General features: G+C 59.1%; 29 protein-coding genes and 1 other RNA gene. 14 read left to right on the top strand and 16 right to left on the bottom strand.

Features of this window, described 5'->3' with window-relative positions; all coding sequences use genetic code 11:
* Positions 1 to 23 precede the first annotated feature (23 nt).
* Complete coding sequence (locus GA830_RS03045) at positions 24 to 1085, top strand: alpha/beta fold hydrolase (protein WP_195163646.1); 1062 nt, start codon at positions 24 to 26, stop codon at positions 1083 to 1085.
* Positions 1086 to 1101: 16 nt separating this feature from the next.
* Here GA830_RS03045 and pyk read toward each other — a convergent pair whose 3' ends face one another.
* Positions 1102 to 2538: a pyruvate kinase gene (gene pyk / locus GA830_RS03040; RefSeq protein WP_195163645.1), complete on the bottom strand. Its 1437-nt coding sequence runs from the start codon at positions 2536 to 2538 to the stop codon at positions 1102 to 1104.
* Complete coding sequence (locus tag GA830_RS03035; protein WP_374939288.1) at positions 2535 to 3086, bottom strand: DUF1036 domain-containing protein; 552 nt, start codon at positions 3084 to 3086, stop codon at positions 2535 to 2537. Before GA830_RS03035 ends, pyk begins: the two co-directional genes overlap by 4 nt.
* A gap of 167 nt (positions 3087 to 3253) precedes the next feature.
* Here GA830_RS03035 and GA830_RS03030 point away from each other — a divergent pair, with 167 nt between their 5' ends.
* The 4 genes from GA830_RS03030 to GA830_RS03015 all read left to right on the top strand — a co-directional run bounded on the left by GA830_RS03030 (position 3254) and on the right by GA830_RS03015 (position 5117).
* Positions 3254 to 4051, top strand: coding sequence for an N-formylglutamate amidohydrolase (locus GA830_RS03030; protein ID WP_195163644.1), 798 nt, complete (start codon positions 3254 to 3256; stop codon positions 4049 to 4051).
* A 13-nt stretch (positions 4052 to 4064) separates the two neighbouring features.
* Positions 4065 to 4373 carry a DUF1244 domain-containing protein gene (locus GA830_RS03025; RefSeq protein WP_195164738.1) on the top strand — a complete coding sequence of 103 codons (309 nt, stop codon included), beginning with the start codon at positions 4065 to 4067 and terminating at the stop codon, positions 4371 to 4373.
* Positions 4374 to 4478: 105 nt separating this feature from the next.
* Complete coding sequence (locus GA830_RS03020) at positions 4479 to 4739, top strand: DUF2312 domain-containing protein (RefSeq protein WP_195163643.1); 261 nt, start codon at positions 4479 to 4481, stop codon at positions 4737 to 4739.
* A gap of 60 nt (positions 4740 to 4799) precedes the next feature.
* Positions 4800 to 5117: a hypothetical protein gene (locus tag GA830_RS03015; RefSeq protein WP_195163642.1), complete on the top strand. Its 318-nt coding sequence runs from the start codon at positions 4800 to 4802 to the stop codon at positions 5115 to 5117.
* On the opposite strand, the gene GA830_RS03010 is transcribed toward GA830_RS03015, so the two are convergent.
* Positions 5118 to 6308 (bottom strand): vWA domain-containing protein, encoded by a 1191-nt coding sequence (locus GA830_RS03010; protein ID WP_195163641.1) that lies wholly within the window; start codon positions 6306 to 6308, stop codon positions 5118 to 5120.
* 185 nt (positions 6309 to 6493) lie between these two features.
* Between GA830_RS03010 and GA830_RS03005 the strand changes: the two genes are divergently transcribed.
* Positions 6494 to 7489, top strand: coding sequence for a glycoside hydrolase family 25 protein (locus GA830_RS03005; RefSeq protein WP_195163640.1), 996 nt, complete (start codon positions 6494 to 6496; stop codon positions 7487 to 7489).
* A gap of 7 nt (positions 7490 to 7496) precedes the next feature.
* Here GA830_RS03005 and GA830_RS03000 read toward each other — a convergent pair whose 3' ends face one another.
* Complete coding sequence (locus GA830_RS03000) at positions 7497 to 7937, bottom strand: GNAT family N-acetyltransferase (protein WP_195163639.1); 441 nt, start codon at positions 7935 to 7937, stop codon at positions 7497 to 7499.
* 71 nt (positions 7938 to 8008) lie between these two features.
* Entirely contained in the window at positions 8009 to 8848 is an 840-nt protein-coding gene (locus GA830_RS02995; RefSeq protein ID WP_195163638.1) for an AAA family ATPase, read from the bottom strand.
* A 124-nt stretch (positions 8849 to 8972) separates the two neighbouring features.
* Here GA830_RS02995 and GA830_RS02990 point away from each other — a divergent pair, with 124 nt between their 5' ends.
* The 7 genes from GA830_RS02990 (at position 8973) to GA830_RS02960 (ending at position 13145) form a co-directional block, all read left to right on the top strand.
* The gene (locus GA830_RS02990; RefSeq protein ID WP_195163637.1) at positions 8973 to 9362 is read left to right on the top strand and encodes a DUF4345 domain-containing protein; all 390 of its coding nucleotides are present in this window, start codon (positions 8973 to 8975) and stop codon (positions 9360 to 9362) included.
* A 43-nt stretch (positions 9363 to 9405) separates the two neighbouring features.
* Positions 9406 to 9562, top strand: a non-coding RNA gene (gene ssrS, locus GA830_RS02985) — 6S RNA.
* A 64-nt stretch (positions 9563 to 9626) separates the two neighbouring features.
* Positions 9627 to 10208, top strand: a complete 582-nt coding sequence (locus GA830_RS02980) for a 5-formyltetrahydrofolate cyclo-ligase (protein WP_195163636.1) — start codon at positions 9627 to 9629, stop codon at positions 10206 to 10208.
* A 66-nt stretch (positions 10209 to 10274) separates the two neighbouring features.
* Positions 10275 to 11099: a TIGR00282 family metallophosphoesterase gene (locus tag GA830_RS02975; RefSeq protein ID WP_195163635.1), complete on the top strand. Its 825-nt coding sequence runs from the start codon at positions 10275 to 10277 to the stop codon at positions 11097 to 11099.
* A gap of 126 nt (positions 11100 to 11225) precedes the next feature.
* Positions 11226 to 11969: a TerC family protein gene (locus GA830_RS02970; protein ID WP_195163634.1), complete on the top strand. Its 744-nt coding sequence runs from the start codon at positions 11226 to 11228 to the stop codon at positions 11967 to 11969.
* A gap of 127 nt (positions 11970 to 12096) precedes the next feature.
* On the top strand, positions 12097 to 12846 hold the full coding sequence (locus GA830_RS02965; RefSeq protein WP_195163633.1) for a YebC/PmpR family DNA-binding transcriptional regulator: 750 nt from the start codon (positions 12097 to 12099) through the stop codon (positions 12844 to 12846).
* Positions 12843 to 13145: a SelT/SelW/SelH family protein gene (locus GA830_RS02960; RefSeq protein ID WP_195163632.1), complete on the top strand. Its 303-nt coding sequence runs from the start codon at positions 12843 to 12845 to the stop codon at positions 13143 to 13145. The genes GA830_RS02965 and GA830_RS02960 overlap by 4 nt, the downstream gene beginning before the upstream one ends.
* A 66-nt stretch (positions 13146 to 13211) precedes the next feature.
* Here the strand turns inward: GA830_RS02960 and rpmE are convergent, their stop codons facing one another.
* Positions 13212 to 13436: a 50S ribosomal protein L31 gene (gene rpmE, locus GA830_RS02955; RefSeq protein ID WP_195163631.1), complete on the bottom strand. Its 225-nt coding sequence runs from the start codon at positions 13434 to 13436 to the stop codon at positions 13212 to 13214.
* 191 nt (positions 13437 to 13627) lie between these two features.
* Between rpmE and GA830_RS02950 the strand changes: the two genes are divergently transcribed.
* A complete protein-coding gene (locus GA830_RS02950) occupies positions 13628 to 15427 on the top strand; it encodes an ABC transporter transmembrane domain-containing protein (protein WP_195163630.1) in 1800 nt (599 codons plus the stop codon).
* Positions 15428 to 15645: 218 nt separating this feature from the next.
* On the opposite strand, the gene GA830_RS02945 is transcribed toward GA830_RS02950, so the two are convergent.
* The 10 genes from GA830_RS02945 to GA830_RS02900 all read right to left on the bottom strand — a co-directional run bounded on the left by GA830_RS02945 (position 15646) and on the right by GA830_RS02900 (position 25004).
* Complete coding sequence (locus tag GA830_RS02945; protein ID WP_195163629.1) at positions 15646 to 16416, bottom strand: IclR family transcriptional regulator; 771 nt, start codon at positions 16414 to 16416, stop codon at positions 15646 to 15648.
* Positions 16417 to 16465: 49 nt separating this feature from the next.
* On the bottom strand, positions 16466 to 16855 hold the full coding sequence (locus GA830_RS02940) for a RidA family protein (RefSeq protein ID WP_195163628.1): 390 nt from the start codon (positions 16853 to 16855) through the stop codon (positions 16466 to 16468).
* Positions 16856 to 16870: 15 nt separating this feature from the next.
* On the bottom strand, positions 16871 to 17635 hold the full coding sequence (locus GA830_RS02935) for an amino acid ABC transporter ATP-binding protein (RefSeq protein WP_210330845.1): 765 nt from the start codon (positions 17633 to 17635) through the stop codon (positions 16871 to 16873).
* A complete protein-coding gene (locus GA830_RS02930) occupies positions 17635 to 18294 on the bottom strand; it encodes an amino acid ABC transporter permease (protein ID WP_195163627.1) in 660 nt (219 codons plus the stop codon). Before GA830_RS02930 ends, GA830_RS02935 begins: the two co-directional genes overlap by 1 nt.
* Before the next feature lie 2 nt (positions 18295 to 18296).
* Positions 18297 to 18956, bottom strand: coding sequence for an amino acid ABC transporter permease (locus GA830_RS02925; protein WP_195163626.1), 660 nt, complete (start codon positions 18954 to 18956; stop codon positions 18297 to 18299).
* A 45-nt stretch (positions 18957 to 19001) separates the two neighbouring features.
* Positions 19002 to 19844, bottom strand: coding sequence for a transporter substrate-binding domain-containing protein (locus GA830_RS02920; protein WP_195164736.1), 843 nt, complete (start codon positions 19842 to 19844; stop codon positions 19002 to 19004).
* Positions 19845 to 20523: 679 nt separating this feature from the next.
* The gene (locus GA830_RS02915; RefSeq protein ID WP_195163625.1) at positions 20524 to 22008 is read right to left on the bottom strand and encodes a carboxypeptidase M32; all 1485 of its coding nucleotides are present in this window, start codon (positions 22006 to 22008) and stop codon (positions 20524 to 20526) included.
* Between the two features lie 33 nt (positions 22009 to 22041).
* A complete protein-coding gene (locus GA830_RS02910; protein WP_195163624.1) occupies positions 22042 to 23073 on the bottom strand; it encodes a peptidoglycan -binding protein in 1032 nt (343 codons plus the stop codon).
* Positions 23073 to 24092, bottom strand: a complete 1020-nt coding sequence (locus GA830_RS02905) for a MotA/TolQ/ExbB proton channel family protein (protein ID WP_195163623.1) — start codon at positions 24090 to 24092, stop codon at positions 23073 to 23075. Before GA830_RS02905 ends, GA830_RS02910 begins: the two co-directional genes overlap by 1 nt.
* 111 nt (positions 24093 to 24203) lie before the next feature.
* Positions 24204 to 25004 (bottom strand): inositol monophosphatase family protein, encoded by an 801-nt coding sequence (locus tag GA830_RS02900; RefSeq protein WP_195163622.1) that lies wholly within the window; start codon positions 25002 to 25004, stop codon positions 24204 to 24206.
* Positions 25005 to 25062: the final 58 nt, after the last annotated feature.

The following is a 25062-nucleotide window of genomic DNA, read 5'->3' as shown; positions in this document are numbered from 1 at the left end:
TCCGACCCCGGGCTACCCACACGATGAACCTTATCACCGCTGCCGTTGCGTTCCTGCTCGCTTTATTCCTGGTGCTGGTCGGGGTGACCCGCGTCGGCGCGTGGCTGATCGAGCGGCGGCATCCGCCGGTCGGCAGTTTCGTGACGGTCAATGGAACCCGTATCCACTATGTGCATGTTCCGGCTGGTCCTGCCGCCGACCTGCCGCCGTTGGTGTTCGTGCATGGTGCAAGTGGCAATCTAAACGACCAGATGCTGCCGCTGAGGAAATTGTTCGCCGGGCGTGCCGAGATGTTGTTCTTTGATCGTCCAGGTCACGGCTGGTCCGACCGGGGGCCGCGCAATGAAAACCCCTCAGACCAGGCTGAAACACTGGCCGCCTTGATGGAAGATCAGGGCATTCGGGATGCGATCATTATCGGTCACTCGTTCGGCGGCGCAGTAACCGCGACCTTCGCAGTCGAGCATCCTTTGCGCACGCGTGGACTTGTGTTTCTATCTGCAGCCACCCATCCGTGGCCGGGCGGAGCGACCTCCTGGTACAATACGTTGGCCCGACAGCCTGTCGTGGGCTGGCTGTTCACCCAGGCGCTGACGTTGCCTGCTGGGACGTTGCAACTGGGCGCAGCAACGAAATGTGTATTTGCGCCAAACCGTTTGCCTGACGATTATGGGGCAGCTGCCATTTCGCTGGTGCTGCGGCCTTCCGCCTTTCGCGCCAACGCAATTGATGTTGCCGGGCTGTTTGACCATGTGGTCAAAGCGTCCACGCTTTACAGCACCATAGATGCGCCGACAGTGGTGATTACCGGGGATCGCGACACCGTGGTCTATGAGGAAATTCATTCGGAAGGGCTGGCGCGCGACATTCCGGGCGCCGAGCTGGTCTGGGTACATAACCTTGGTCACAAACCGGACTGGGTCGTGCCGGAGCTGGTTTTGGGGGCGGTCGAAAAGGTTGCCGGCAAGACGGTCGATCTTGACAGCATCGCGCGCTCGGTCGAGGCCCGCATATCGGGCGACGCTTTTGGGTCCGAATGCACTGATCCGGGGCTGCCGGGTGGTGAACAACCGGCAAACCCCTAACGGAACCCTAGCAGCCTCAGGACCCGCTGAGGCCGTCCGAGCCGATATAGGCGATGCGCAGCATGTTGGTTGAGCCTGGTGTGCGCAGCGGCACGCCGGCGGTAACGATAATGCGGTCGCCCACCTTGCCGAACTCTTCCTGAAAGGCGATCTGGCAGGCGCGGTTGACCATGTCGTCGAGATCAGTGGCATCTGGCGTCACCACGCAATGGGTGCCCCACAGCAGTGACAGGCGGCGGGCGGTTTCAAGCACGGGTGACAGCGCGACGATTGGAACATGTGGCCGTTCGCGTGCGGCGCGCAGGCCGGTGGTGCCCGATGCGGTGTAGGTGACGATGGCCTGCAACTTCAGGGTCTCGGCGATCTGGCGGGCGGCAAGCGAGATGGCATCCGCACCGGTTGCTTCCGGTTCGGAACGTTGGGCATTGATGATGCCGGCATAGGTCGGGTCGCGCTCGACCTGCTGGGCGATGCGGTCCATGGTTGCCACCGCCTCGACCGGGTAATCACCGGCGGCAGATTCGGCCGACAGCATGATCGCGTCAGCACCTTCAAAGACGGCTGTGGCGACGTCTGAGACTTCGGCGCGAGTGGGCACCGGTGCGGAAATCATCGATTCCAGCATCTGCGTGGCCACGACGACCGGCTTGCCAGCGCGACGTGCGGCGCGGGTTATCTGTTTCTGGATGCCCGGCACGGCCTCGAGCGGCATTTCGACACCAAGGTCGCCGCGGGCCACCATCAACGCATCAGAAAGTTCAATGATCTCGGCCAGCCGGGTTACAGCCTGCGGCTTTTCAATCTTCGACATCAAAGCGGCGCGTCCGCGCGCGATCTTGCGAGCTTCGGCCAAATCTTCGGGGCGCTGGATGAAGGAAAGCGCCACCCAATCCACGCCGGTTTCGAGCACTGCGTCGAGATCGGCGCGGTCTTTCGGGGTGAGGGCACCGACGGGCAGGTCCGTATCGGGCAGGCTGACGCCCTTGCGGTTGGAAATCTTGGTTCCCGAGATCACTGTGCAATCAATCGACTTGCCGTTGGAGGCATCCGCGCGAAGCTGCAGACGGCCATCGTCGATCAGCAGGCGGTCGCCCGGCTTCACCGATTGCAAAATTTCGGGGTGCGGCAGGTGTACGCGGGAATTGGTGCCGGGCTCTTCGTTGTCGTCGAGCGAAAACTTCTGGCCTGCGACGAGGATTTCCTCACCGTTGGCAAATTTGCCAACACGCAACTTCGGCCCCTGCAAATCTGCCAGGATGCCGATCGGGCGACCGAGATCATCCTCGACCTTGCGGATACGGGCGACCAGCGTTCGCATCATGTCGTGGTCGGTATGGCTCATATTGATGCGGAATACGTCGGCGCCGGCTTCGAAAAGCTTGCGGATCATGCCCTCATCGGAGGATGCTGGACCGAGCGTGGCGAGTATCTTGACCTTGCGGCTGCGTCTCATTGAGGATTTGTTCCCGTGATGGCACCTGTGCCATCCGTTGCGGGCTGGTCAGTCAGCTGGACCATCCAGCTCGCCTGTTCGCCCGTGTCGTATTCCTGGAAGCCGGCGCGCTGGAAGCCGCGGGCAAAACAATCGCTGACGCCGGAAATCTTGAACTCTTTTTCCGCCACGCACATGTTTACCGGTCCGTCCCAGCGCCCGCCTCTCTCCGAATCTTCTGCATAGAGATAGTAATAGCGTGATGACAGTTGCCCTTCGATCAGCGTCTTGCAGGTCGAACCCTCGATGTGCCACCAGCCTTCCGTCACCCAGCCGGCCTTGGAGCGATAGCCGATGCCGACACCAACAAGGCTTTGCGTGGCGTTGCAGACACGAAAATCGGCATGCGCTGGCGTCGCCGAAACTGCGGCCACCGCGATAAAACCGGACAGAGCGCAAAGTGCGGTCACCAATTGGTGAGCGCGCCGCCGCCAGGCGAATTTCATTATGACGTCCCTTATGCGCAAAATCAGCATTGCTGTGCCCTTTTCGGCAAGTTGCGTGCCCATGTCAACGCGATCCCTTGCCAATCCTAATCGATTAATGCCGCGTCGCGTGCGATGGGCGCCCGACACGAATTTCATTAGCCTGGAGAATGGCCAAACAACGGCGTTGCGCCAAGGGGCGCTTCATGGAAAGACAAGCCATCCCTCGTTCGCAATGGCTTTGCCGCCCCATGACCCGATCCGCTGTCTTTGCCCCTTTCGAACTCATTGAAGGCGACCGTAAACGCGGCATCGTGCTACTGGCTGACCATGCGCACCGGGAACTGCCTGAGGAGTATGGCGATCTAGGGCTGCCCGCTGCCGAGTTCGAGCGCCACATCGCCTACGATATCGGCGTCGAGATGGTGACGCGGAAGCTGGCAGAGCTGCTCGGCGCGCCTGCTGTAATGGCTCGATTTTCGCGCCTGCTGATCGATCCGAACCGGGGCGAGGATGATCCGACGCTGATTCGGCAGCTCTATGACGGCACGATTGTTCCCGCCAATTACCCGATGAGTGACCAAGAGCGCGAAAAGCGGCTCGATCGCTTTTATCGCCCTTATCATGATGTGGTTGCCGCGCTCGTGGCTTCTGTCGCGCATGATGCAAAGCGCGCCCCGCTCGTCTTTTCGGTGCACTCTTTCACGCCGGTGATGCAGGGGCGGCCACGTCCCTGGCATGTCGGTGTGTTGTGGGATCTCGACGACCGCGTGCCAAAGCCGCTGATGGAGATGCTGGCTGACGATAAAGCTTTGATTGTCGGTGACAATGAGCCCTATGACGGCGCACTGCACGGCGACACCATGTATCGCCATGCGATTGTGCATGGATTTCCACACGCGCTGATCGAGATACGCCAGGATCTGATTGGCGACGTGAAAAATGCCGACGCTTGGGCGCACCGGCTGGCACCGATCATTGAAGCGATCAATCAGGGACCCGATATTAAGCAGGTCAGGCAGTATGGCTCGCGCACCGGGCCACTTTAATCGGAGGCGCATGATGATCGATCTCAGCGAACAGCAGCAACGTGATTTCGAGGCAGCGGCGTTTCGGCGGCTGGTTGCCCATATGCGCGAACGCAGCGATGTTCAGAACATCGAGCTGATGAACATGGCGGGATTTTGCCGCAACTGCCTGGCCAACTGGTACCGTGACGCTGCCGAGGGGGAGGGCGTGGCGCTGACCAAGGAGGATGCACGCGAGATCATCTACGGCATGCCCTATGGTGAATGGCAGGCGGCGAACCAGACTGAAGTGTCCGACATCACCAAAACCACGTTCGCCTTGACCCGGCCCAAAGACCACTGACAGAAGCGCCGATTCAAGGCTTGACCCGTCTTCGGCTCTCAGGCATCGAACCGCCGACCCGCCGCTTCTACCGAGTCGTGGCTTTGAACATTTCCGGAGACAGACATGGCCGACGACATCACTGAAACCAGCCAGACCGTTGCTGCAGGCCAGTTGCGCGCCTTCATCGAGCGTGTCGAGCGGCTGGAAGAAGAAAAGAAGACGATTGCCGACGACATCAAGGAAGTGTTCGCCGAGATGAAGGGCACCGGCTTTGATACCAAAGCTGTGCGTACCATCATCCGGTTGCGCAAGCAGGACCATGCAGAGCGCCAAGAAGCCGAGGCAATCCTCGATCTCTACATGGCCGCTCTCGGAATGGAATAGCGGCTTCCAGCCGGACGCCGCATCACGGCCTGAGACGGGCCGCAGGAGAGAAGCGCAGGCATGCCTCAGGCAGCCAAAGCCGAACCTGGTTTCCTCATGGCGCGCTGGCGAGGCCTTGTGCCCCTCGACCGGCTTTTCTGGCGCGACATGCTGTTGATCGGCAGCGCGCTCAACGCCGTAGCCTCCGTGGTAGCGCTGTTGATGCTGGAGGCGAAGCTACCGCTTGCAGCCGTGTTGGCTGTGCACTTCGCGCCGCTTGTCAGTAATATTTTCCTGTTTTTCGCAGTCTGGAAGACAGCTGCCGCACAGCCCGGCCCGCTGGCATTGATGGCGCAGATTGTCGCCGCTATCTGGTTGGTTGTTGCTACGGTTGTCTAGTCAGTGGCCCCGTGACAATTCGCGGATCGCCCCGTCGATGCCTGACAGCGTCAGCGGATACATCCGTTCCGCAAAAAGCTGGCGGATCATGCCGATCGAATGGGTGTAGCCCCAGTGCTTTTGCGCAATCGGATTGATCCAGACAGTGCTCGGCCATTGCTGGTGCACACGGCTCAGCCATTGAGCGCCGGACTCTGCGTTGTGATGCTCAACCGAGCCGCCTGGGTGAGCGATTTCATAGGGGCTCATCGACGCATCGCCAACGAAGATGACTTTGTAATCATGGCCGTATTTGTGCAGCACATCAAAGGTGGCCATGGTTTCCGCGTGGCGGCGGTTGTTGTCTTTCCAGACGCGTTCATAGAGGCAGTTGTGGAAGTAGAAATATTCGAGGTGGCGAAACTCGGTTCGGGCCGCTGAAAACAGCTCTTCCACGACCTTGACGTGGTCATCCATCGAGCCCCCGACATCGAAAAACATTAGCAGCTTTACCGCATTGCGGCGTTCTGGACGCGTCTTGACGTCGAGATAGCCGTGTTCAGCGGTAGAATGAATGGTGCCTGGCAGGTCGAATTCATCCTCCGCTCCTTCGCGCACCCAGCGCCGCAGCCGCTTCATGGCCACCTTGATGTTGCGGGTGCCCAGTTCGACGGAATCGTCGAAATTGCGGAAGTCACGACGGTCCCAGACCTTTACCGCTCGGCGGTGGCGGCTTTCCTGCTGGCCGATCCGCACCCCTTCCGGGTTGTAGCCATAAGCGCCGAATGGCGAGGTGCCGGCAGTGCCGATCCATTTGGAGCCGCCCTGATGGCGCCCCTTCTGCTCTTCAAGGCGCTGCTTCAGCGTTTCCATCAGCTTTTCAAAGCCGCCAAGCGCCTCGACCAGTTGCTTTTCCTCTTCGCTCAGATGTCTTTCGGCAAGCCGCCGCAACCAGTCATCCGGCAACTCAGTCGGCGCGATGCCCGACTCTCCCGAGATTGTCTCGACGCCTTTGAAAAAATGGGAAAACACTTGGTCGAAACGATCGATATGGCGCTCGTCTTTCACCAGAGCGGCGCGGGCGAGATAGTAGAAGGCCTCGACGTCGAAAGTGACCAAACCTGCCTCCATGCCTTCCAGCAAGGTCAGATATTCGCGCAGCGACACGGGCACGCGGGCCGCTTTGAGATCAAGAAAGAAGGGCAGGAACATGTTTCATTTTTGCCCCCCAATGCGCGCCGATGCAAGCGCAGCGTCAGCGCGGCACGTCATCGCACATCAGATATGCTTAAAATTTGATTCAGTCTTTCTTGGTAATTTATCGTTAGCAATTGCATTCGGGTCCGATGCCGCCGTTTGCCGGCTATTGTGTGTGTTGTGTTTGTGTGCGGGTGCTTATGCGTTCTCCAGCAGTTTTTGCCGTTCTCTCCGCGTGCCTTGTGCTCAGCGGGTGCACATCCAGTGGCGTGGATGCACTTGATGTCGGACGGCCATCGATGGAGATCACGAGCTCGGTCAGCAGGCCCAATGCGCCTACACCCCCGGTAGCAGTCGGTACACGTGAAGACCCGGTGGAGGAGCTGGCGCTTGTCGCTGCGCCTAGGGCCATGGTGATGATGCCAACGCCCGACCTTAAACCAGAAAGCGCCTCGCCGCGCGCAAGCCCAGCCGTGCTGCGCGCACCTGAAACTCGGCGCAGGATCAACCCGCAGCGTTTCAGCGACGCCAAGCCGATCAATTTCGGCAAGGCAAAGCCGCAGTCGCTTGCCGTCCACGGGGTCGATGTCTCGCGTTGGCAGGGCAATATCGACTGGGCGAAGCTCAGGAGCCAGGGTGCGAATTTTGTCTATATCAAAGCCACTGATGGCGGTGACCACCTCGACCCGATGTTCAAGAAGAACTGGAAGGGTGCTGCCGACGCCGGATTGAAGCGCGGGGCCTATCATTTCTTCTACTGGTGCCGGGTGGCCAGCGAGCAGGCCGACTGGTTTATCCGCAACGTACCGAAGGTGCCCGGCGCACTGCCGCCGGTCATTGATGTGGAGTGGAACGGTGAGTCCAGGAACTGCCGCAAACGCCCCTCGCGTGAGCGCGTGCTGGAAAAGATGCAGGTCTTCATGGACCGGCTCGAGCAGCACTATGGCCAGCGGCCGATCATCTATACGGCACCCGATTTTTACGCCGATAATCTGCAAGGCGCCTTCAAGAACTACCCGTTCTGGCTCCGCGCGGTGGCTGAGCACCCTTCAAAGGTCTATCCGGGCCGCGATTGGGTGTTCTGGCAGTATTCCGGCTCCGGCCTCGCGCAGGGCCTGAACGAAAAGATCGATCTCAATGTATTCCACGGCAGCGAAGATGCCTGGCACAAATGGGTGTCGCGGCACGCCAGCTGATTGCGGTTCACAGCAGATCGTATTCGATGAAGCCCGTGCGCCTGGCGACGCGGTCATAGAGCTTGCGCGCCGTCGCATTGGTTTCGTTGGTCATCCAGTAGACGTTCTTCACTCCGAGCTTGCCAGCCTCATCGCGCACCGCCTCGATGAGCGCCGAGCCGATGCCGGTGCCCCGTGCTTCGGCGCTGGTGTAGAGGTCCTGAAGGTAGCAGTTGTTGACCAATGACCAGCAACTGCGGTGGTAGAGATAATGGACGAGCCCGGCGGGAACATCGTCGTTAAGCGCCAGAAATCCCTTCGGTTCAAACTCGCCCTCGGTAAACAGACGCTTCCAGGTGCGCTTGTAGACATCTTCAGAAACGGTTGCCTCATAGAAGGTCAGGTAGTCGGTCCACAGGCGACGCCAGTCGTCATGGTCGGACTTTTGCAGCGGGCGAATGGTGATCATCAAGTTGCTCCCATTTTCCCAGCATTTTGCCGGGCTATGGGGCCGGGCCAAGGGCCAGCCCGGCTAAACCACTATCCCTGACGGCGCGCCATGAAGGCCAGCCTCTCGAACAGGTGAACGTCCTGCTCGTTCTTTAACAGCGCACCGTGGAGCCTGGGCAAAGCGTTTTTTGTATCGCCGCGCAGGTCCTCCGGCTTGATGTCGTCCGCGACCAAAAGGCGAATCCAGTCCAGCGCCTCGGAGGTCGAAGGCTTTTTCTTCAGGCCCGGCATGTCGCGTAGTTCGTAGAACTGGGTGAGGGCGGCGCGCACAAGGTCTTGTTTGATGCCGGGATAATGGACATCAACGATCTTCTGCAGCGTCTCGATTTCAGGAAAGCGAATATAGTGGAAAAAGCAGCGGCGCAGGAATGCGTCGGGCAACTCCTTCTCATTGTTTGAGGTGATGATGACAATCGGCCGCTCAACCGCACGAATGGTTTCGCCGGTCTCGTAGACATAGAACTCCATCCGGTCGAGTTCCTGCAGAAGGTCGTTGGGAAACTCGATATCGGCCTTATCGATCTCGTCGATCAACAGCACGATCTTGCGGCCAGCGGTGAAGGCCTCCCACAATTTGCCGGGTTTGATGTAGTTTTTGATATCATTGAAACGGTCGTCGCCCAGTTGCGAATCGCGCAGACGTGAGACGGCGTCATATTCGTACAAGCCCTGCTGCGCGCGGGTGGTGGATTTGACATTCCACTCCATGAGGTCGAGATTCAGCGCCGAGGCTACCTGCCGCGCCAGTTCGGTCTTGCCGGTGCCGGGCTCGCCCTTCACCAGCAGGGGCCGCTGCAACGCGATTGCTGCATTGACGGCCACCATCAGATCCTTGTCGGCGACATAAGACGCCGTTCCTTCAAAACGCATGCAAGACTTCCTCTGTTGTTGCTCAAACCGTAAGGATTGGAAGATGGTGGTGCAAGCTTTTGCCGGGAGACCTGAAACAGTTTCCGTGTCCAAACCGTAGCTTGGGGACAAACAGGACGTATCAATGATGCAAGAAAAACGCGCCCTGCAGGCGATTGTCTCCGTGCTGGCCGCAGTTCCGGTGATGGCCGGGCTTGCAGGAGTAGTGATGGGCCCAGCGTTCCTGAAGACGCCGCAGCCTTGGCCAGCCGATCTCGACAGCCACTTTCGCTTTCTGTCAGGCGTTTTCCTGGCGGTGGGGGTTGCCTGGTACAGTTGTGTTCCGCACATCGAAACGAGGACGAATCGCGTTCGGCTGCTGGGTGCGATAACGGTGTCAGGCGGTGCGGCGCGGCTGGTTTCGCTGGTGCTCGCAGGCGCGCCCTCAGCCGGGCACATCTACGGGCTAGCGGCGGAACTTATCGCAGTGCCGCTGCTTATTTTGTGGCAGCGCAGAATTGCGCGCTCGGCGTAACGAATTATATGGCGCTGCCTCAAGCGCGGACCTATATTGCAAATGCGGTCTGCGCTTCCCGGCAGGAGATTCAAATTCCCCGGGGCCTTATTGATCCCTAGGGAGCTGTCCCTGGAAAGACTCGTGGGTTTTTCTATATGGCGCCCACCTACTTTGTAGGTTCCCGGGATCGTTTTCTTCACCGGTTGGGTGGATCGCACTTTTGACTGTTGTCTGCTGGATTGGCCAACTGGCGTTTTGGCCGCACACGCCGCATAAAGTGGCATGACTGATCGCCGTCCACTCAAACAGATTTTGCGCAAGGAAGCGCTTGCACGTCGCGACGGACTTGATCCGTTCTGGCGGGTCGAGGCTGCGCTTGAAATGGCGGAGCGTGCCGCCGAACATGTTGAGTTCGTGCCGGGCACCGTCGTTTCAGGGTTCTGGCCCATTCGCACCGAAGTCGATGTGCGGCCCTTAATGTTTGCACTGCGCGAAAAGGGAGCGCGGCTCTGCCTGCCGGCCATTCTCGACAAGACAACGATCACTTTTCGCGAGCTGGTGCGGGGGGCTGCGCTGGTGGAGATGGGGTTCGGCACCGCTGGACCAGGGGCAGACGCTGCGGTGATTGATCCCGAGATCATGCTGGTGCCGCTCGCCGCTTTTGACAGCCGGGGGCATCGGATAGGCTACGGTGCCGGCTTTTATGATCGGGCGATTGCAAAGCTGATCGAGGCGGGCAGGTCGCCAAGGCTGATCGGCGTCGCGTTCGACTGCCAGCAGGTTGAGGCTGTTCCCGACGAGCCGCACGACATCGTTCTCAGCGAAATTCTGACCGAATCCGGGTTGCACCGGTTCAGCGTTTAATCCGGCGAGGCTTGACGGATTTCCCGGAAGGCTGAAAAGACTAGGTTTCAAACGTATGGGACATCCATGAGACTTCTTTTTCTGGGCGATATGGTCGGGCGAACCGGCAGAACTGCAGTGTGGGAAAGGCTTCCCGGTCTGATCTCGGACTTCAAGCTGGATTTCGTCATCGTCAATGGCGAGAACGCGGCTGGCGGCTTTGGCATCACCGAAGACATTTTTCATGACACGATTGCAGCCGGCGCTGATGTTGTCACCACCGGCAACCATGTCTGGGACCAGCGCGAGGCACTGAACTTTGCGCCGCGCGAGGACCGGTTCTTGCGGCCTTCCAATTTTCCCAAGGGCACGCCGGGTCGCGGCTCGGGCGTTTACATTGCCCGCAATGGCGCACGTGTGATGGTGTCCAACATTATGGGCCGGATATTCATGCATCCCGAGCTTGATGATCCGTTCCAGGCCGGCGAGCGCGAACTGGCCGCTTGTCCGCTGGGTGAGCAGGCGGATGCGGTGGTGATCGATTTTCACGCCGAGGCCACCTCGGAGAAAATGTGCTTTGCACATTTTGTCGACGGTCGCGCCAGCCTCGTGGTGGGGACTCATACGCACCAGCCGACTGCAGATCACCAGATCCTCAATGGCGGCACTGCCTACATGACCGATGCCGGCATGTGTGGTGATTATGATTCATCGCTCGGAATGGACAAGGAAGAGCCGCTCAACCGGTTCATGTCGAAAGTGGCCAAGGGGCGGTTTGAGGCCGCGACCGGTCCCGCGACAATCTGCGGTGTCGGTGTGGATATTTCGGATGCCACCGGTCTGGCCGAGCGCATCGCGCCGCTCAGGCTGGGGCCCCGTCTCGAGGAAACAATGCCGGCGTTCTGGTCATAGGATGTAGGAATAACAGCCGCATCATGGCACCGTGCCCTTGAGTCATATTGAAGGGTGGCCAGGCATGACCTATCTGCCGGCGGATCATGCAGCGGACCGCTGACAGAGTAATCGAGGGGATACCATATGCCGATCATCGAGTTTTTCGCGCCCTATTTCGCTTTTACCAGCGATCCCACCGCCTGGGTGGCGCTGTTGACGCTGATCGCGCTTGAAGTAGTCCTCGGTATCGACAATCTGATTTTCATCTCCATCCTCACCAACAAGTTGCCAAAAGAACAGCAGGTGCCCGCACGGCGGCTTGGCATCGGCGCGGCCTTAATCATGCGACTTCTTCTGCTGGCGACGATATCCATCATCGTCGGGCTCACCGCTCCGGTGTTCACGCTGTTTGATCACCCGTTCTCCTGGCGAGACCTGATCCTGATCTCGGGCGGACTGTTTCTGGTGTGGAAGGCGACCAAAGAAATCCACCACACGGTCGATCCCGACGATCACAAGGACACGATGGTCGGGCGCACGATTTCGATGTCTCTGGGAGCAGCGATCTTCCAGATCTTGTTACTTGATCTGGTGTTCTCGATCGATTCCATCGTCACGGCTGTCGGCATGACCGATGAAATCGCCATCATGTATATCGCGGTGATCGTTGCTGTCTCGGTGATGCTCCTGGCCGCCACGCCGCTCGCAAATTTCATCGAACGCAATCCCACCATCGTGATGCTGGCGCTTGGCTTCCTGTTGATGATCGGCATGACGCTGATTGCCGAAGGCATGGGCTACCATGTGCCCAAAGGCTATATTTATGCAGCCATGGGCTTCTCAGCGCTGGTCGAGGGGCTCAACATGCTGGCGCGCAAGCGCAAGTGATTGAACCAAGGGACGTGCGCCGGAGGCAGCGCGCGTCCCTTGTTCCAGCATCCGGCTGGACCTTTGCCGGCGATTTATTTATATAGCCCGCCATTCCCGCAGTCCGATTTCAGGTTACAGGGGCGTTATGGCCGGCCATTCACAATTCAAGAACATCATGCACCGCAAGGGACGGCAGGATGCCGTTCGCTCCAAGATGTTTTCCAAGCTTGCGCGCGAAATCACCGTTGCTGCCAAATCAGGAGCGCCTGACCCGGGTATGAACCCGCGTCTCAGGCTGGCTGTGCAGAACGCCAAGGCGGTCTCGATGCCGAAGGACAACATCGCGCGCGCGATCTCCAAGGCCTCGATGGGTGATGCCGAGAACTATGAGGAAGTGCGCTATGAGGGCTATGGCCCGGGCGGCGTCGCGCTCATCGTGGAAGCGCTCACCGACAACCGTAATCGCTCAGCCTCGAATGTTCGGGCGGCCTTTACCAAGGCTGGTGGCGCGATGGGTGAAACCGGATCGGTTTCGTTTATGTGGGATCGGGTGGGCGAAATTTCCTATCCAGCCAGCGCTGGCACCGCCGATGCCGTGATGGAAGCGGCGATTGAAGCTGGTGCCGACGATGTCCAGTCGGACGACGAAGGCCACACGATCATTTGTTCCTTCGAAGGACTTGGCGATGTTTCCAAGGCTCTGGAGGCAGCGCTTGGTGAAGCTTTGTCCGTCAAGATCATCTGGCAGCCGCAGAACAACATTCCAGTTGACGAGGAGCGCGCGCAATCGCTGATGAAGCTGGTCGCCACGCTTGAAGATGACGACGATGTGCAGAGCGTCTACGCCAATTTCGAGGTCGACGACGAGACCATGGCAAAGCTCAGCGCCGCATGAGTGCGGGTTCGGAGGGCCTGCCGGTCATCCGGATCACCTACTGCACCAAATGCATGTGGCTTTTGCGCGCCGGCTGGATGGCGCAGGAGCTGCTTTCGACTTTTGGTCCCGAACTGGGCGCGGTGACGCTGATCCCCGATGCCTCGGGCGGGCTGTTTTCTATCACCTGCAACGACATTCTGATCTGGGACCGCAAGCGCGACGGCGGATTTCCAGATGCCGCGCAGCTCAAGCAGCTGGTGCGCGACGTGATTGCACCGGCGCGGGATCTGGGACACTCGGATCGCAAGTCGACATAACGTACCCGGGAGATAAAAAAACCCGCCAGATCGGCGGGTTTTTTTACACTGCATTAGATCAGAGGCTCAGCCGAGGGTGAGGCCTTCGTAGCGCTTCTTGAACTTGGAGAGACGGCCGCCACGGTCGAGCAGGTTCTGATGACCGCCGGTCCAGGCTGGATGCGTGGAAGGATCGATGTCGAGGTTCATCGTGTCGCCTTCTTTGCCCCAGGTGGAGCGGGTCTCATATTCGGTACCATTGGTCATGACGACCTTGATGGTATGGTAATCTGGATGGATATCGGTTTTCATCGGTCTGGTCCTGAAACTGTTGGATGGCTGCCGGGCTTGCGCCTGCGGCGATGTCACCCACTCTCAAAACTTGAAGCCGTGCCTCGAGGGAGATACGGCTTCAAAATCGGTCGGCTGGCCTATACAGCAGCCGCAAATGAAGCACAAGGCCGCCAGCACATTTCGCCAGCGCGGCAAGCAGGGAAGCCCCCATGGCAGATGCCAACCGGCCGGACACTGGCCAGCGCTCGCTCCGACCGCTGCAACGGCTCGTGCCCTATGTGCTGCGCTACAAGCGCATGGTCGCCTTTGCAATCTTCTTTCTCAGCCTTGCGGCGGCCACGACGCTGACGCTGCCATTGGCCGTGCGGCGGATGATCGATCACGGCTTCAGTGGCTCGGACAGCCATTTCATAGCGCAATATTTTGCCATGCTCGTGGTGATGGCCGCAGTGTTGGCGGTCGCGTCTGCTGGTCGCTATTATTTTGTCATTACGCTGGGCGAACGCGTGGTGGCGGATCTGCGCCGCGATGTGTTTGCCCATGTGACCCGATTGTCGCCGGCCTTTTTTGACCGATCGCAGTCGGGCGAGATCGTGTCGCGACTGACTGCGGATGCGACGCAGATCAAGTCAGCCGTTGGCGCAACGGCCTCGGTGGCGCTGCGCAATATCATTCTGGGGTTTGGCGCCGTTGGCATGATGGTGGTGACCAGCCCTAAACTGTCAGGTCTGGTGATTGCTGCCATTCCGGTCATCATCCTGCCACTGGTGGCTTTCGGGCGCTCGGTGCGCAAGCGCTCGCGGGCCGCGCAGGATACTCTAGCGCAAGCAGCTGCCTATGCCAGCGAGCAGATCGGTTCGGTGCGCACGCTACAGGCCTTTACCAACGAAAAGATGGTGACTGCCCGCTTTGGCGCTGCTGTTGACGATGCCTTTGAGGCGGCGCGCCAGTCGGTTTTCGCTCGGTCCTTTCTTACTTTCTTTGCAATCTTCACCATTTTTTCCTCAGTCGTGGCGGTGCTCTGGTTCGGGTCGCGGGATGTGCTGGCTGGTACGCTGTCGCCGGGAACACTGGGCCAGTTCCTGCTCTATTCGGTGTTTGCGGCCGGGGCGCTCGGCGCGCTGTCCGAGGTTTGGGGTGAGCTTAGCCAGGCGGCGGGTGCCGCCGAGCGGCTGAGTGAATTGCTGCAGGAGGAACCGGCGATTGCCGCTCCGGTCCATCCCGTTGCGCTGCCCGAGCCCGCCCGCGGTGCGGTCGCGTTTGAAAACGTCTCATTCTCCTATCCAGTCAGGCCGGACCGGGCGGCGGTCGAGGGGCTGAGTTTTTCAGTCAATCCGGGCGAAACGGTTGCCATCGTCGGACCCTCGGGTGCCGGCAAGAGCACGATCTTCTCGCTTCTTCTGCGCTACTACGATCCAGAGTCGGGCAAGGTCATGCTCGATGGCGTGGATATTCGAAAAGCCGACCCGGAAGCGGTGCGCGGACGGATCGCGATCGTGCCGCAGGATGTCACCATCTTTGCCGCCACCGCTGCCGAAAATATCGGCTTCGGTCGTCCGGGCGCGACGCAGGCCGAGATCGAGACGGCGGCGAGGGACGCGCTCGCCGACGAGTTCATTCTGCGACTGAGCGACGGCTACGCCACTCAGGTCGGCGAGAAGGGGGTTACCCTCTCCGGCGGCCAGCGCCAGCGCGTTGCCATTGCGCGGGCTATCCTGCGCAATGCGCCACTGCTGCTTCTGGATGAGGCGACTTCCGCGCTCGACGCCGAAAGCGAGACACTGGTGCAAAAGGCGCTCGAACGGCTGATGGGCGCGCGCACTACCATCGTCATCGCCCACAGGCTTGCGACGGTGCTTAAGGCTGACCGGATACTGGTGCTGGACGATGGCCGCATTGTCGAGGAAGGCACGCATGCGAGCCTCGTCAAAAAGGGTGGCACCTACGCGCGCCTCGCCAAGCTGCAATTTCATTCCGGTGCTGAAGCGTTTCGCGGCGCAGCCGAGTAGTCAGGCGACTTGTCTTGAAATCTCACTGAGGCACTTCAAAGCTCCGATGTCATTTCGATCGTTTTTCCTTCGCGAAAAACATAGCTGGAGAGTGAGCGTTCGTAAGTCGAGCCAAGTATCTCGAACCTAGCCATATCAATCAGGGCTCTGACCGGCGCGATAGGAAGGCCCAATCGGCCCAGATCGCGGCACGGTGTCAAACCTTTGTGAAAGTGGCGCTAGAGTATATCGGCATGCCGCGAAAGCGTTGCTGCAGCGCTGACCAAGGCAGAAACGTAGGCCGCGTGGTTTTTGACCCCGTCCCCTTCGGGTGCAACGAGGCAGAGCGTCGCAAAGCAGCGTCCATCGGGTCGCCGCACCGGCGCTGCGAAACAATGGGTGAAGGTATCGGTGACGCTTGGCTGGGAAAAGTAGCCACTTTTCGCGCTTGCATGCACCTGGTTCAGAAACGTCGTGGTATCCAGAAGCGTTCCGTCGGGCATGATGAAGTCATCGGCCGGTATGAAGTCGATGATTTCATCATTGCTCATGTGCTCCACAAGCAGGCGGCCAGAGGCGGTCCACGGAATTGGCAGTCGTTCCCTGATGTTTGAGGAGATACGAAACGGTCTCGCGCCTTCAACCATTTGCGCAACCGTATATTTATTGCCATCGAGCATACACAGCTGTGCAGTCTCACGCGTTTCGGTGGCCAGCGCGTTGAGCAGCTTTTTAGCTTCGCTTCCGATGTCGAAATGCTCGGCATAGGCGTTGCCGAGAAAGTAGAGTCGGCGCCCAAGGTAAACCTCGCCTGCTGTGGCCCGTTCGAGCAAGCCGTTTTCCAGCAGTATGCTGACCAACTCATAAACGGTCGAACGAGGAGCACCGATCGCCACGGCTATTTCGTTGGGGTTGGCCGGTCGGAGCGACAACCTGAGGAACTCAAGAATGTCGACAGCGCGATCAAGACCACGCGCGCGACTTCCCTTTTCTGTATTCTTAGTGAGCATTGGTCCACCCTACACAGCAGGGGTGAATATTACACCTGCCAAAACGGCATCATCCCTCGGCGCGCTTATAGGCCACGCAATCGATCTCAACTTTACAGTCGATCATCATATGCGACTGGACACACGCGCGGGCCGGGGGGGCGGCGCCGAAGTACTCAGCGTAAATCTTGTTAAACGTCCAGAAGTCGCGTGGGTCGTCGAGCCAGACGCCGCAACGTACGACATGCTCGAGGCCGTAGCCCGCTTCCTCAAGAATGGCGATCACGTTCTGGATGGTCTTGTGGATCTCGGGAATCAATCCGCCGGATATGACCTCGCCGTTCTCCATCCCCACCTGTCCGGACACGAACAGCCAGCCGTCAGCTGCAACCGCGCGTGCGAAGGGAAGCGGTTGCCCGCCTGCGCCTTTGCCACCAGTGCCATATCTTATAATGCTCATGATGTTCCTACCGTCTTAGCGGAATGTGGATGATTTCAAAAATTCGGCGAGTCGCTCGGTCTTCGGGTTGTTAAACATTTCGCGGGGATTGCCCTGTTCGCCGATCCGTCCACCATTCATAAAGATTACCCGGCCTGCCACCTCATATGCAAAGCGCATTTCGTGCGTGACGAGCAGCATTGTCATGCCTTCGTTCGCCAAATCCTTGATGACCTGGAGCACCTCGTTGACCAGTTCGGGATCGAGCGCCGATGTCACCTCGTCGAACAGCATCAAGCGCGGCTGCATGGCGATAGCGCGGGCGATGGCGACGCGCTGCTGCTGGCCACCCGAAAGCTGCGCCGGATAGTGACCCTTACGGTCGAGCATACCGACGCGATCGAGCCATTTCTCAGCGATCGCCACCGCATCAGCGCGCGCAAGCCTTTTTACCTTGATTAATCCCAGCGTCACGTTGTCAAGCGCGGTCAAATGAGGGAACAGGTTGAACTGCTGGAACACCATGCCGGTGAGCGCGCGCTGCCGCGATATCTCCCGCTCTGACCGCCTCCGCCGTTGGCCAGCTACTTCATTGTAGCCGATGAACTCTCCGCCGAGTTCAATGGTGCCAGAGTGGAACTCCTCCAACATATTGATGCACCGCAGCAAGGTGGTCTTGCCGGACCCCGACGACCCGACGATGCAAACGACGTCGCCCTGCTCCATCTCAACATCGACACCCTTTAGTACCTCGGTATTGCCGTAGCTTTTGTGGAGGGCCGCAATCGAAAGCAAGGACATTAACGCACACCCATGGCGAGGCGCTTCTCGGCGAGTTTTCCAACTCGTTCGATAGCGAAATTGACAAGGAAATAGATAAAGCCGGCAAGGAAATAGAACGGCAGGCCCATCTGGCTGCGCGCTATGACCTCCTGCGTCGACAGAAGCAATTCGGCGACGCCGATGATGGAAAGCAACGTCGAGGCCTTGACGATCTCGACCGCAGTGTTAACCCACGCAGGGAGCGCTATACGCGCGGCCTGCGGCAAGAGCACATAAGTAAAGCTCTGACCGAACGTCAAACCAACAGCCTTGGCTGCTTCCGTCTGGCCGCGCGGGATCGCCGAGAGCGCGCCGCGAATGATCTCTCCCACATGGCTCGAGCAAAACACAGCAAGCGCGAGTATGCCCGCCTGGAAAGCGTCGAGCTTCCAGCCCAGCGAACCCAGGATATAAAAACTCGCTAGGATCAGGACGAGCACCGGCGTGCCGCGGACAAAGTCTACGTACATACGAACCAGCCAGTTGAGCGGCCCGCGCGCATAACTCAGCACGAGCCCAACAAAAACTCCTATGACCGATCCAGCTAGCACTGCCAGCGCCGAAATAAACACGGTCATAGCGAGGCCGCCGAGCAAGGCGTAACGTGCGGTCCAGAGGATGGTGAGGAAAGTATCCATGGCTATTTCGGTATCGCCAGTCGTTTCTCAGCCAGCCGCAACAGCGAGACGAGCAGAACACAGGTCGCGACATAGAAGATGCTCGCGATCAACCAAGTCTCGATGACGCGGAAGCTCTCATTGTTGATTTTTCTCGCGTAGTAGGTCAGCTCCGGCACCGCGATCGCCGCAGCGAGCGAGGTGTCCTTGAACAGAGAGATGAAGGTACTCGAAAGCGACGGGAGAGCCGTTCTGAGCATAACAGGGATAACGATGTTGAGCCGGATCTGAGATCGCGTCAGACCAATGGCCAATCCGGCTTCGCTCAATCCCGGCGGCACAGCCGACAACGCGCCACGAAAAACTTCGGCGAGATAAGCGCCAGCATAAAGCGACAATGCCGCGATGAAGCTTTCAAGCTTGCCAAGGCGGATGCCGAGCTGGGGCATCGCGAAATAGGTGAAAAGGATCAACACAAGGAGCGGCGTGTTGCGAAAGATGCTTACATAACTTGCTGCAAGCGGCCGTGCCGGCGATCTCGACGTCAACACAAAGGCCATCACGAGGCCTATGGCGACGCCGATAAGGATCGATGCGAGGGCCAGCAGCAGGCCCATACCCAATCCCGCCCAGAGCAGGTCGATGTCACGCCAGACAGCTGCGAAATTGAGTGTGTAGCCCAAGGCCCGCCCCCAGTTGTCAGAGCATCGCTCCGACAAATGCTCTAATTATTGAAATTCGACCGGGAAACCGATCTTCGGCGGCGCAACGTCGACACCAAACCACTTTTTGAACGAAGCTGCATAAGTGTTGAACTCGACGCCGGTCATGGCTTCATGAAGTGCGGTGTTCACAAAGTTCAGCCACTCTTGGTCTCCGCGCTTGACCGCGCAGGCATAGGTCTGAGGGCTCCAGCCATGACCGCCATCCTTGTATTTGCCCTGCTGCTGCAGCAGCAGCCAAGCAATTGAGGACTGGTCGGTGGCAACGGCATCGGCCCGGCCGGCATCGAGCGCTTGGTAGAGCAGGTCCTGCGCATCATATTGGTCAACCTTGGCTTCGGGCAGTGCCTGATGGACGAGGTCCTCGGCATAAACATTCTGCAACACGGCGATGGTGACCGCCGATCCGGCAGCCTTCAATGCAGCATAATCGGCATAAGATGAACCTGCTTGCAGCATGAGACCAACCCCTTCGCGATAGTAGGGGATGCTCACGGCGACCTGCTGTGCGCGGGCGGCAGTAACCGTCATAAACTGGCAGGTGATGTCGACTTTGTCGGTCAACACGTTCGGGATACGGGCGTCTGACGCCTGCAGCACAAATTCAATTTTCTCAGCGTCATCGAAGAGGCCTTTGGCGACGATCTTAGCGATGTCGATGTCAAAGCCTTGAAGGACATCCGCCTCGGATTTGAAGTGCCACGGCGCGTTTGTGGACCCGGTACCTACGATCAGATGGCCGCGCGCCAGAACCTCATCCAGCTTACTTTGCGCGTGTGCGATAGCCGGTATGGCGGACAGCAGCAGCGCCACCCCTAAAGATCTCGAGATGATTGATGAAAATTTCATTCCTCTAAACCCCCTAAAAAGTGATGTCCGGTATTTGGTACATGTGTATAATATACCGGATTGCCTGGCCATAGACTGTCATCGCTGCAATGTTGTCAAGACCGAAAACAACTTCGCCTTGTTGCGCCGATAAAGGTTTCCGCCCGGCGGCATGATCGCCATCTACTTGGTATTGGCCGGGAAAATGCTGAGGAAATTGAGCGAATTCAATCGGTTGCGAGAGCCCATTTCGGGCGACATGAGAGCAACCGGTCACAATGGCTGCGGCATGATTTGAGTTCGCTTCGATATTTTTTCGGCCCATCGGGGTAGCCTGAATAGGTGCCCCGCAGGCCAATTCATCGCCACCCCCGCTGCGGACCGTCGATCCGTCAGTTGATTTACAGGCGGAATTTGCCGTGCTGCGCCCTGCGAACCCAACGGTAATTTACTCGCAAATTCCAGGCAGATTGGATGCGACCAATTGGCAATTTAGCTTCCAGATCCTATCATTCAAGCAGTGCCGGCGCGGAATCAGCTGTCGCTGAAATCAGCAAGGCTGGCGGAAAAGCTTCGCCCTCCAGGGTGGCCTGGCAAATCCTGCTGATGGCAAAGCGCTGGTCGCCGAAACGGTTCGCCGCGTATGCTGTTCACGCAAGCTTGCGGAGCGGCTCGCCCGCGTTGTAGCAGGTGACGAAGGTTAAGCGCCGTAGCGGGCTCTTAGATGGTTGGTGAAGTAGATCGCGTTCAGGCTTTCGCCGGTGGCGCTTTCAAGTAATGCCGGTGTTGAGGCAGATGAGCCCTTGGCCCAGATGTTTTGCCGGCGCCAAGTGTTGATAGGTTCGAAATTTCCGGCGGCGAGATCGGTGTTGGCAGTCGGGTGCTGGCGTTCAAAAGCTGCCCATTGCTGGGCTGCCATCATGGCGCCGAGCGTGTAGGACGGAAAATAGCCGAACGCTCCGCTTGGCCAGTGCACGTCTTGCATCGGCCCGTCAGCCGGGTTGTCGATGGTCGACAGGCCAAAATAGTCGCGCATCCTGGCATCCCATGCTTCAGGAATGTCGGAGACTGAAAGCGTTCCCGCAATCAGTTCGCGTTCGAGTTCGAAGCGCAGGATGACGTGAAGTGGATAGGTGACCTCATCAGCATCGACGCGGATAAGCCCGGGCTCGACCTGATGAAGATGCGGCAGAAGTTCGGCCATCGACCATGTCTGGCCGAGATATTGGCCAAGGTGCGGAAGCGCGAATTCCCAGAAGGAAGGGTTGCGGCCGATCTGCTTTTCCACGAACAGGCTCTGGCTCTCATGCATGGACATGCCGCGCGCTTTGCCCAGCGGCCAGTGAGACCATTCCTTGGGCAGATTCTGCTCATAAAGCGCATGGCCGGTTTCGTGCAGCACGCCCATCAGCGATGAAAGGAAATCGTTGGTCTTGTAGCGCGTGGTGATGCGCACGTCGCTCGGCACGCCCCCGCAGAAGGGGTGATGCGAAACCGACAGGCTGCCATGGGTGATGTCAAAACCCACCGCAGTCATCAATGCAAGTCCAAGCTCGCGCTGCTTCTCGATCGCATAGGGGCCAGAAAGCGGGCGGGGCGGCGTCTTTGCGCGACGCTCCTCCTGCACCGCAAGCGCTTCGGGGACAAAGTCCCTGAGGAAAGATTTGAGGTCGTCAAATACCGGCGCCACCATATCGGCGCGGTTGCCGGGATCATACTGCTCCATCATCGCGTCATAGGGCGACAGGCCCAGAACCGAGGCGCGCATGGCCGCTTCCTCGCGCACCAGGGAGATGACGTTTTCCAGCGCCGGCACGAAATTCGTCCAGTCGTTCTTGGCGCGCAGGTCCCGCCAGAGCTGTTCGCAGCGCATACGCGCGCCGGTCTGGCGTTCGACGAACTCGCTCGGCAGGCAGGTCAGGTTGGTGTAGTCGCGCTTCAACTCGATCAGCGCGATCTTTTTCGTCTCGTCCAGATCCTCGTTTTCTGCATCGGCGATCCAGTCGGCGATCTCGGGCGTAGAAGCCTGGCGATGGTGCAGGCCGGCGAGCGAAGCCATGGCCTCGGCGCGCTTTTCGCCACCGCCGATTGCCATATGGGTTGCCTCGTCAGCTCCGAGGATAGCCAGCGCATGTTCCAGCGCTTCCAGTTTATGCAAATGCACATCGAGCTTGGCAAAGGACATGGTTGCTCCGTCAGGCAATCTTGTATCGGGGAGTTAGCGTTCGGTGAGCTTCAGTTCGATGCGGCGGTTCTTGTCGCGCGCTTCGGGTGTGTCGGCTTCGTCCAGCGGCTGGAACTCGCCAAAGCCAGCCGCCACCAACCGGTTGGCAGGTACGCCATTGGCGATCAGGAATTTGACCACTGCCGTGGCGCGGGCACTCGACAGCTCCCAATTGTCACGGAAGCGGCCTGTGCCCGAGAGTGGCACGTTGTCCGTATGACCATCGACGCGCAGAACCCAGTTGATCTCCGGCGGAATTTCCTTTTGCAACTCGACAATGGCGCCGGCGAGCTTTTTCATCTCTTCCTGGCCGACCGGGTTGATGTCTTCGGCGCCCACCGGAAACAGCACTTCCGACTGGAACACAAAACGGTCGCCAACGATGCGGATGTTTTCGCGATCCGATAATATCTCGCGCAGGCGACCGAAGAAATCGGAACGGTAGCGGTTCAATTCCTGCACTCGTTGCGCCAGCGCGACATTCAGCCGGCGTCCCAGATCGGCAATCTTGGTATTGGATTCACGGTCGCGCGATTCCGAAGCGTCAAGTGCCTGTTCAAGCGCGCCGATCTGGTTGCGCAGGGCGGCGATCTGCTGGTTCAACAGTTCGACCTGTGACATGGCGCGCTGGCTGAGCTGCTTTTGCTGATCCAGTTCGCCGGAAAGCGCGCCTATCTGATTTTTGGCCTGCTCGTCTGCGCCGCTGCCCTGCGACAGCAATTGCTCCAGCCGGGATCGTTCCGACTGCGCCGCCGACAGCGATGCCTGCAGATTGGCCAGCGAGTCTTCCATGTCCTGGCTGTTGGATTGTTCCAGCGACAGCAGTTGGGTCAGTTCATTGATCTGGGCATTCAGGCGAGTCAGAACGGCATCCTTGCCGCTGATCTCGCGGCTCAGCAGAAACTGGGCCAGCACAAACACGGAGAGCAGGAACATGATGGCCAGAAGCAAGGTCGACAAAGCGTCGACGAAGCCCGGCCAGTAGTCGATCCGGCGGTCAGTGCGCCGGCTGCGGGCGAGGCCCATCAGCGGGCGTCCTTGCTTTTCAGCGCGGTCGCGATTTTTTCGAGTGTTACGCGCATGGCCTTCTGCTCCTCGGATTGAGCCTCCACCCAGTCGCGCATCATCTGCTGCTCGCTGCGCATGTTCTTCACCAGTCCGGAAATGCCATCGGCCAGATTGGCCATGGAGTTCGCCACGCGCTGGTTGGAGCCGCCATTTTCCTGCAGGCCGCGCAAGCGTTCAGAGAGCTGCCGGATCTCGTCTGCGGTGCCCTGCTTGGCGCCTTCGGCCACCGGCATGTCAGATGAGAGGTCGGTGACGGAAGAGAGCCAGTTTTCAAGTTCTGTATAAAACCGCGTCTGGGCGCGGCCGGCCTGGAGGTCGAGGAAGCCCAGAACCAGCGAGCCGGCGAGGCCGAACAGCGAGGACGAAAATGCCGTGCCCATCCCGGCCAGGGGAGCGGCAAGGCCGGCCTTGAGCGATTCCAGCACATCATTTGTGTCGCCCGAACCGGGGTCAAGCGTGCGAATCGTATCGCCGATCGAGCCAATGGTGCCCAACAGACCCCAGAAGGTGCCGAGCAGTCCGAGAAAGACCAGCAAGCCTATGAGGTAGCGAGAAATGTCGCGACTTTCATCAAGGCGTGTAGCGATTGAGTCGAGGATCGTGCGCATGGAAAGCGTCGATAGCGCGGTGGTGGAAGAGCGGCTCAGAAGCGCTTTCATCGGCGCCAGCAGAACGGGATCGGTTTCGTCAGTCCCAGCACGGAACGAATTGATCCACCGCACTTCTCGAAACAGCCGCACTACCTGCATGAAGGCCAGCAGCACGCCGATGGCCAGAACGCCGACGATCAGGCCGTTCAACCCGGGATTGGTGACGAATGCAGACGATATCTGGCGATAGAGAATAGCGGCGATAAAGCCAACAATGGCGAGAAATACCAGCATCGACAGCAGAAAGATCTGCGGGCTGGACAGCTTGTGCGGATCATAGTCGCCACGGCCGAGAACGTCCGACCCGAAATTTTTGAACAATGCCATCCGAATCCGCCCTGTATGCGCCGCTCAACCCTCGCAGCGGACTCTAAGCGGAATTGTGACGAAATTGGAAGGCTTTGACCAGATTTGCAGTGAGAAAGACCTCTGCCGTGCTCAGCGTTTTGCCAGTGGCGTCTTCAAGGTCTTGAGCAGCGCGCGATGGATGGTCTCATTGCCGGCGACAACGCTGCCGCTTTCCAGCATGGTCTGGCCGCCGTCCATGTCGCTGATAAAGCCTCCAGCTTCACGGATGAGCAGGACGCCCGCCGCAATGTCCCATGGCGACAGCCCGATTTCCCAAAAGCCGTCGAGCCTTCCGGCTGCCACATAAGCCAAATCGAGTGCAGCCGAGCCCATCCGGCGCACGCCCGCGGTCTCGGCCATCACATTGCGCAGTTCGACCAGATAGTTGCCGTGGTGGCCGCGACCCATATGCGGGATGCCGGTGCCGATAACTGTGTCGGACAGCTTGCTGCGGCCCGCCACGCGCAGGCGACGGTCATTCTGGAAGGCACCGCCTCCGCGTTCGGCGGTGTAAAGCTCGTCCATCGCGGGATTGTAGATCACCGCCGCGACGATCTGGCCCTGACGTTCAAGGGCAATCGAGATCGAGAAGATTGGAAGGCCGTGCAAGAAGTTGGTGGTGCCATCGAGCGGATCAACGATCCAGCGATGCTGGTCATCCTCACCATCGACCACGCCACGCTCTTCCATCAGGAAGGCATAGCCGGGCCGCGCCTTGGACAGCTCGGCGAAAATAATTTCCTCAGCCTTGCGGTCAGCCTGGCTTACATAGTCGCCAGGGCCCTTCAGCGAAACCTGAAGGTTCTGTACTTCGCCAAAATCGCGTGACAGCGAGCGGCCGGCTTTCATGGCGGCTTGCACCATGACATTGATGATCGCGGAACGCGCCATGTCTTATCGGACTCCCGTCAGTGCGAATTCAGCAGCCCTCGGCGGGCCGGGTATGAAA

Origin of the sequence: Mesorhizobium sp. NBSH29 (genome assembly GCF_015500055.1) — a bacterium.
GTDB lineage: Bacteria > Pseudomonadota > Alphaproteobacteria > Rhizobiales > Rhizobiaceae > Neomesorhizobium.
The sequence above is the reverse complement of the archived record's forward strand: the minus strand, read 5'-3'. Positions and strand labels throughout refer to the sequence as shown.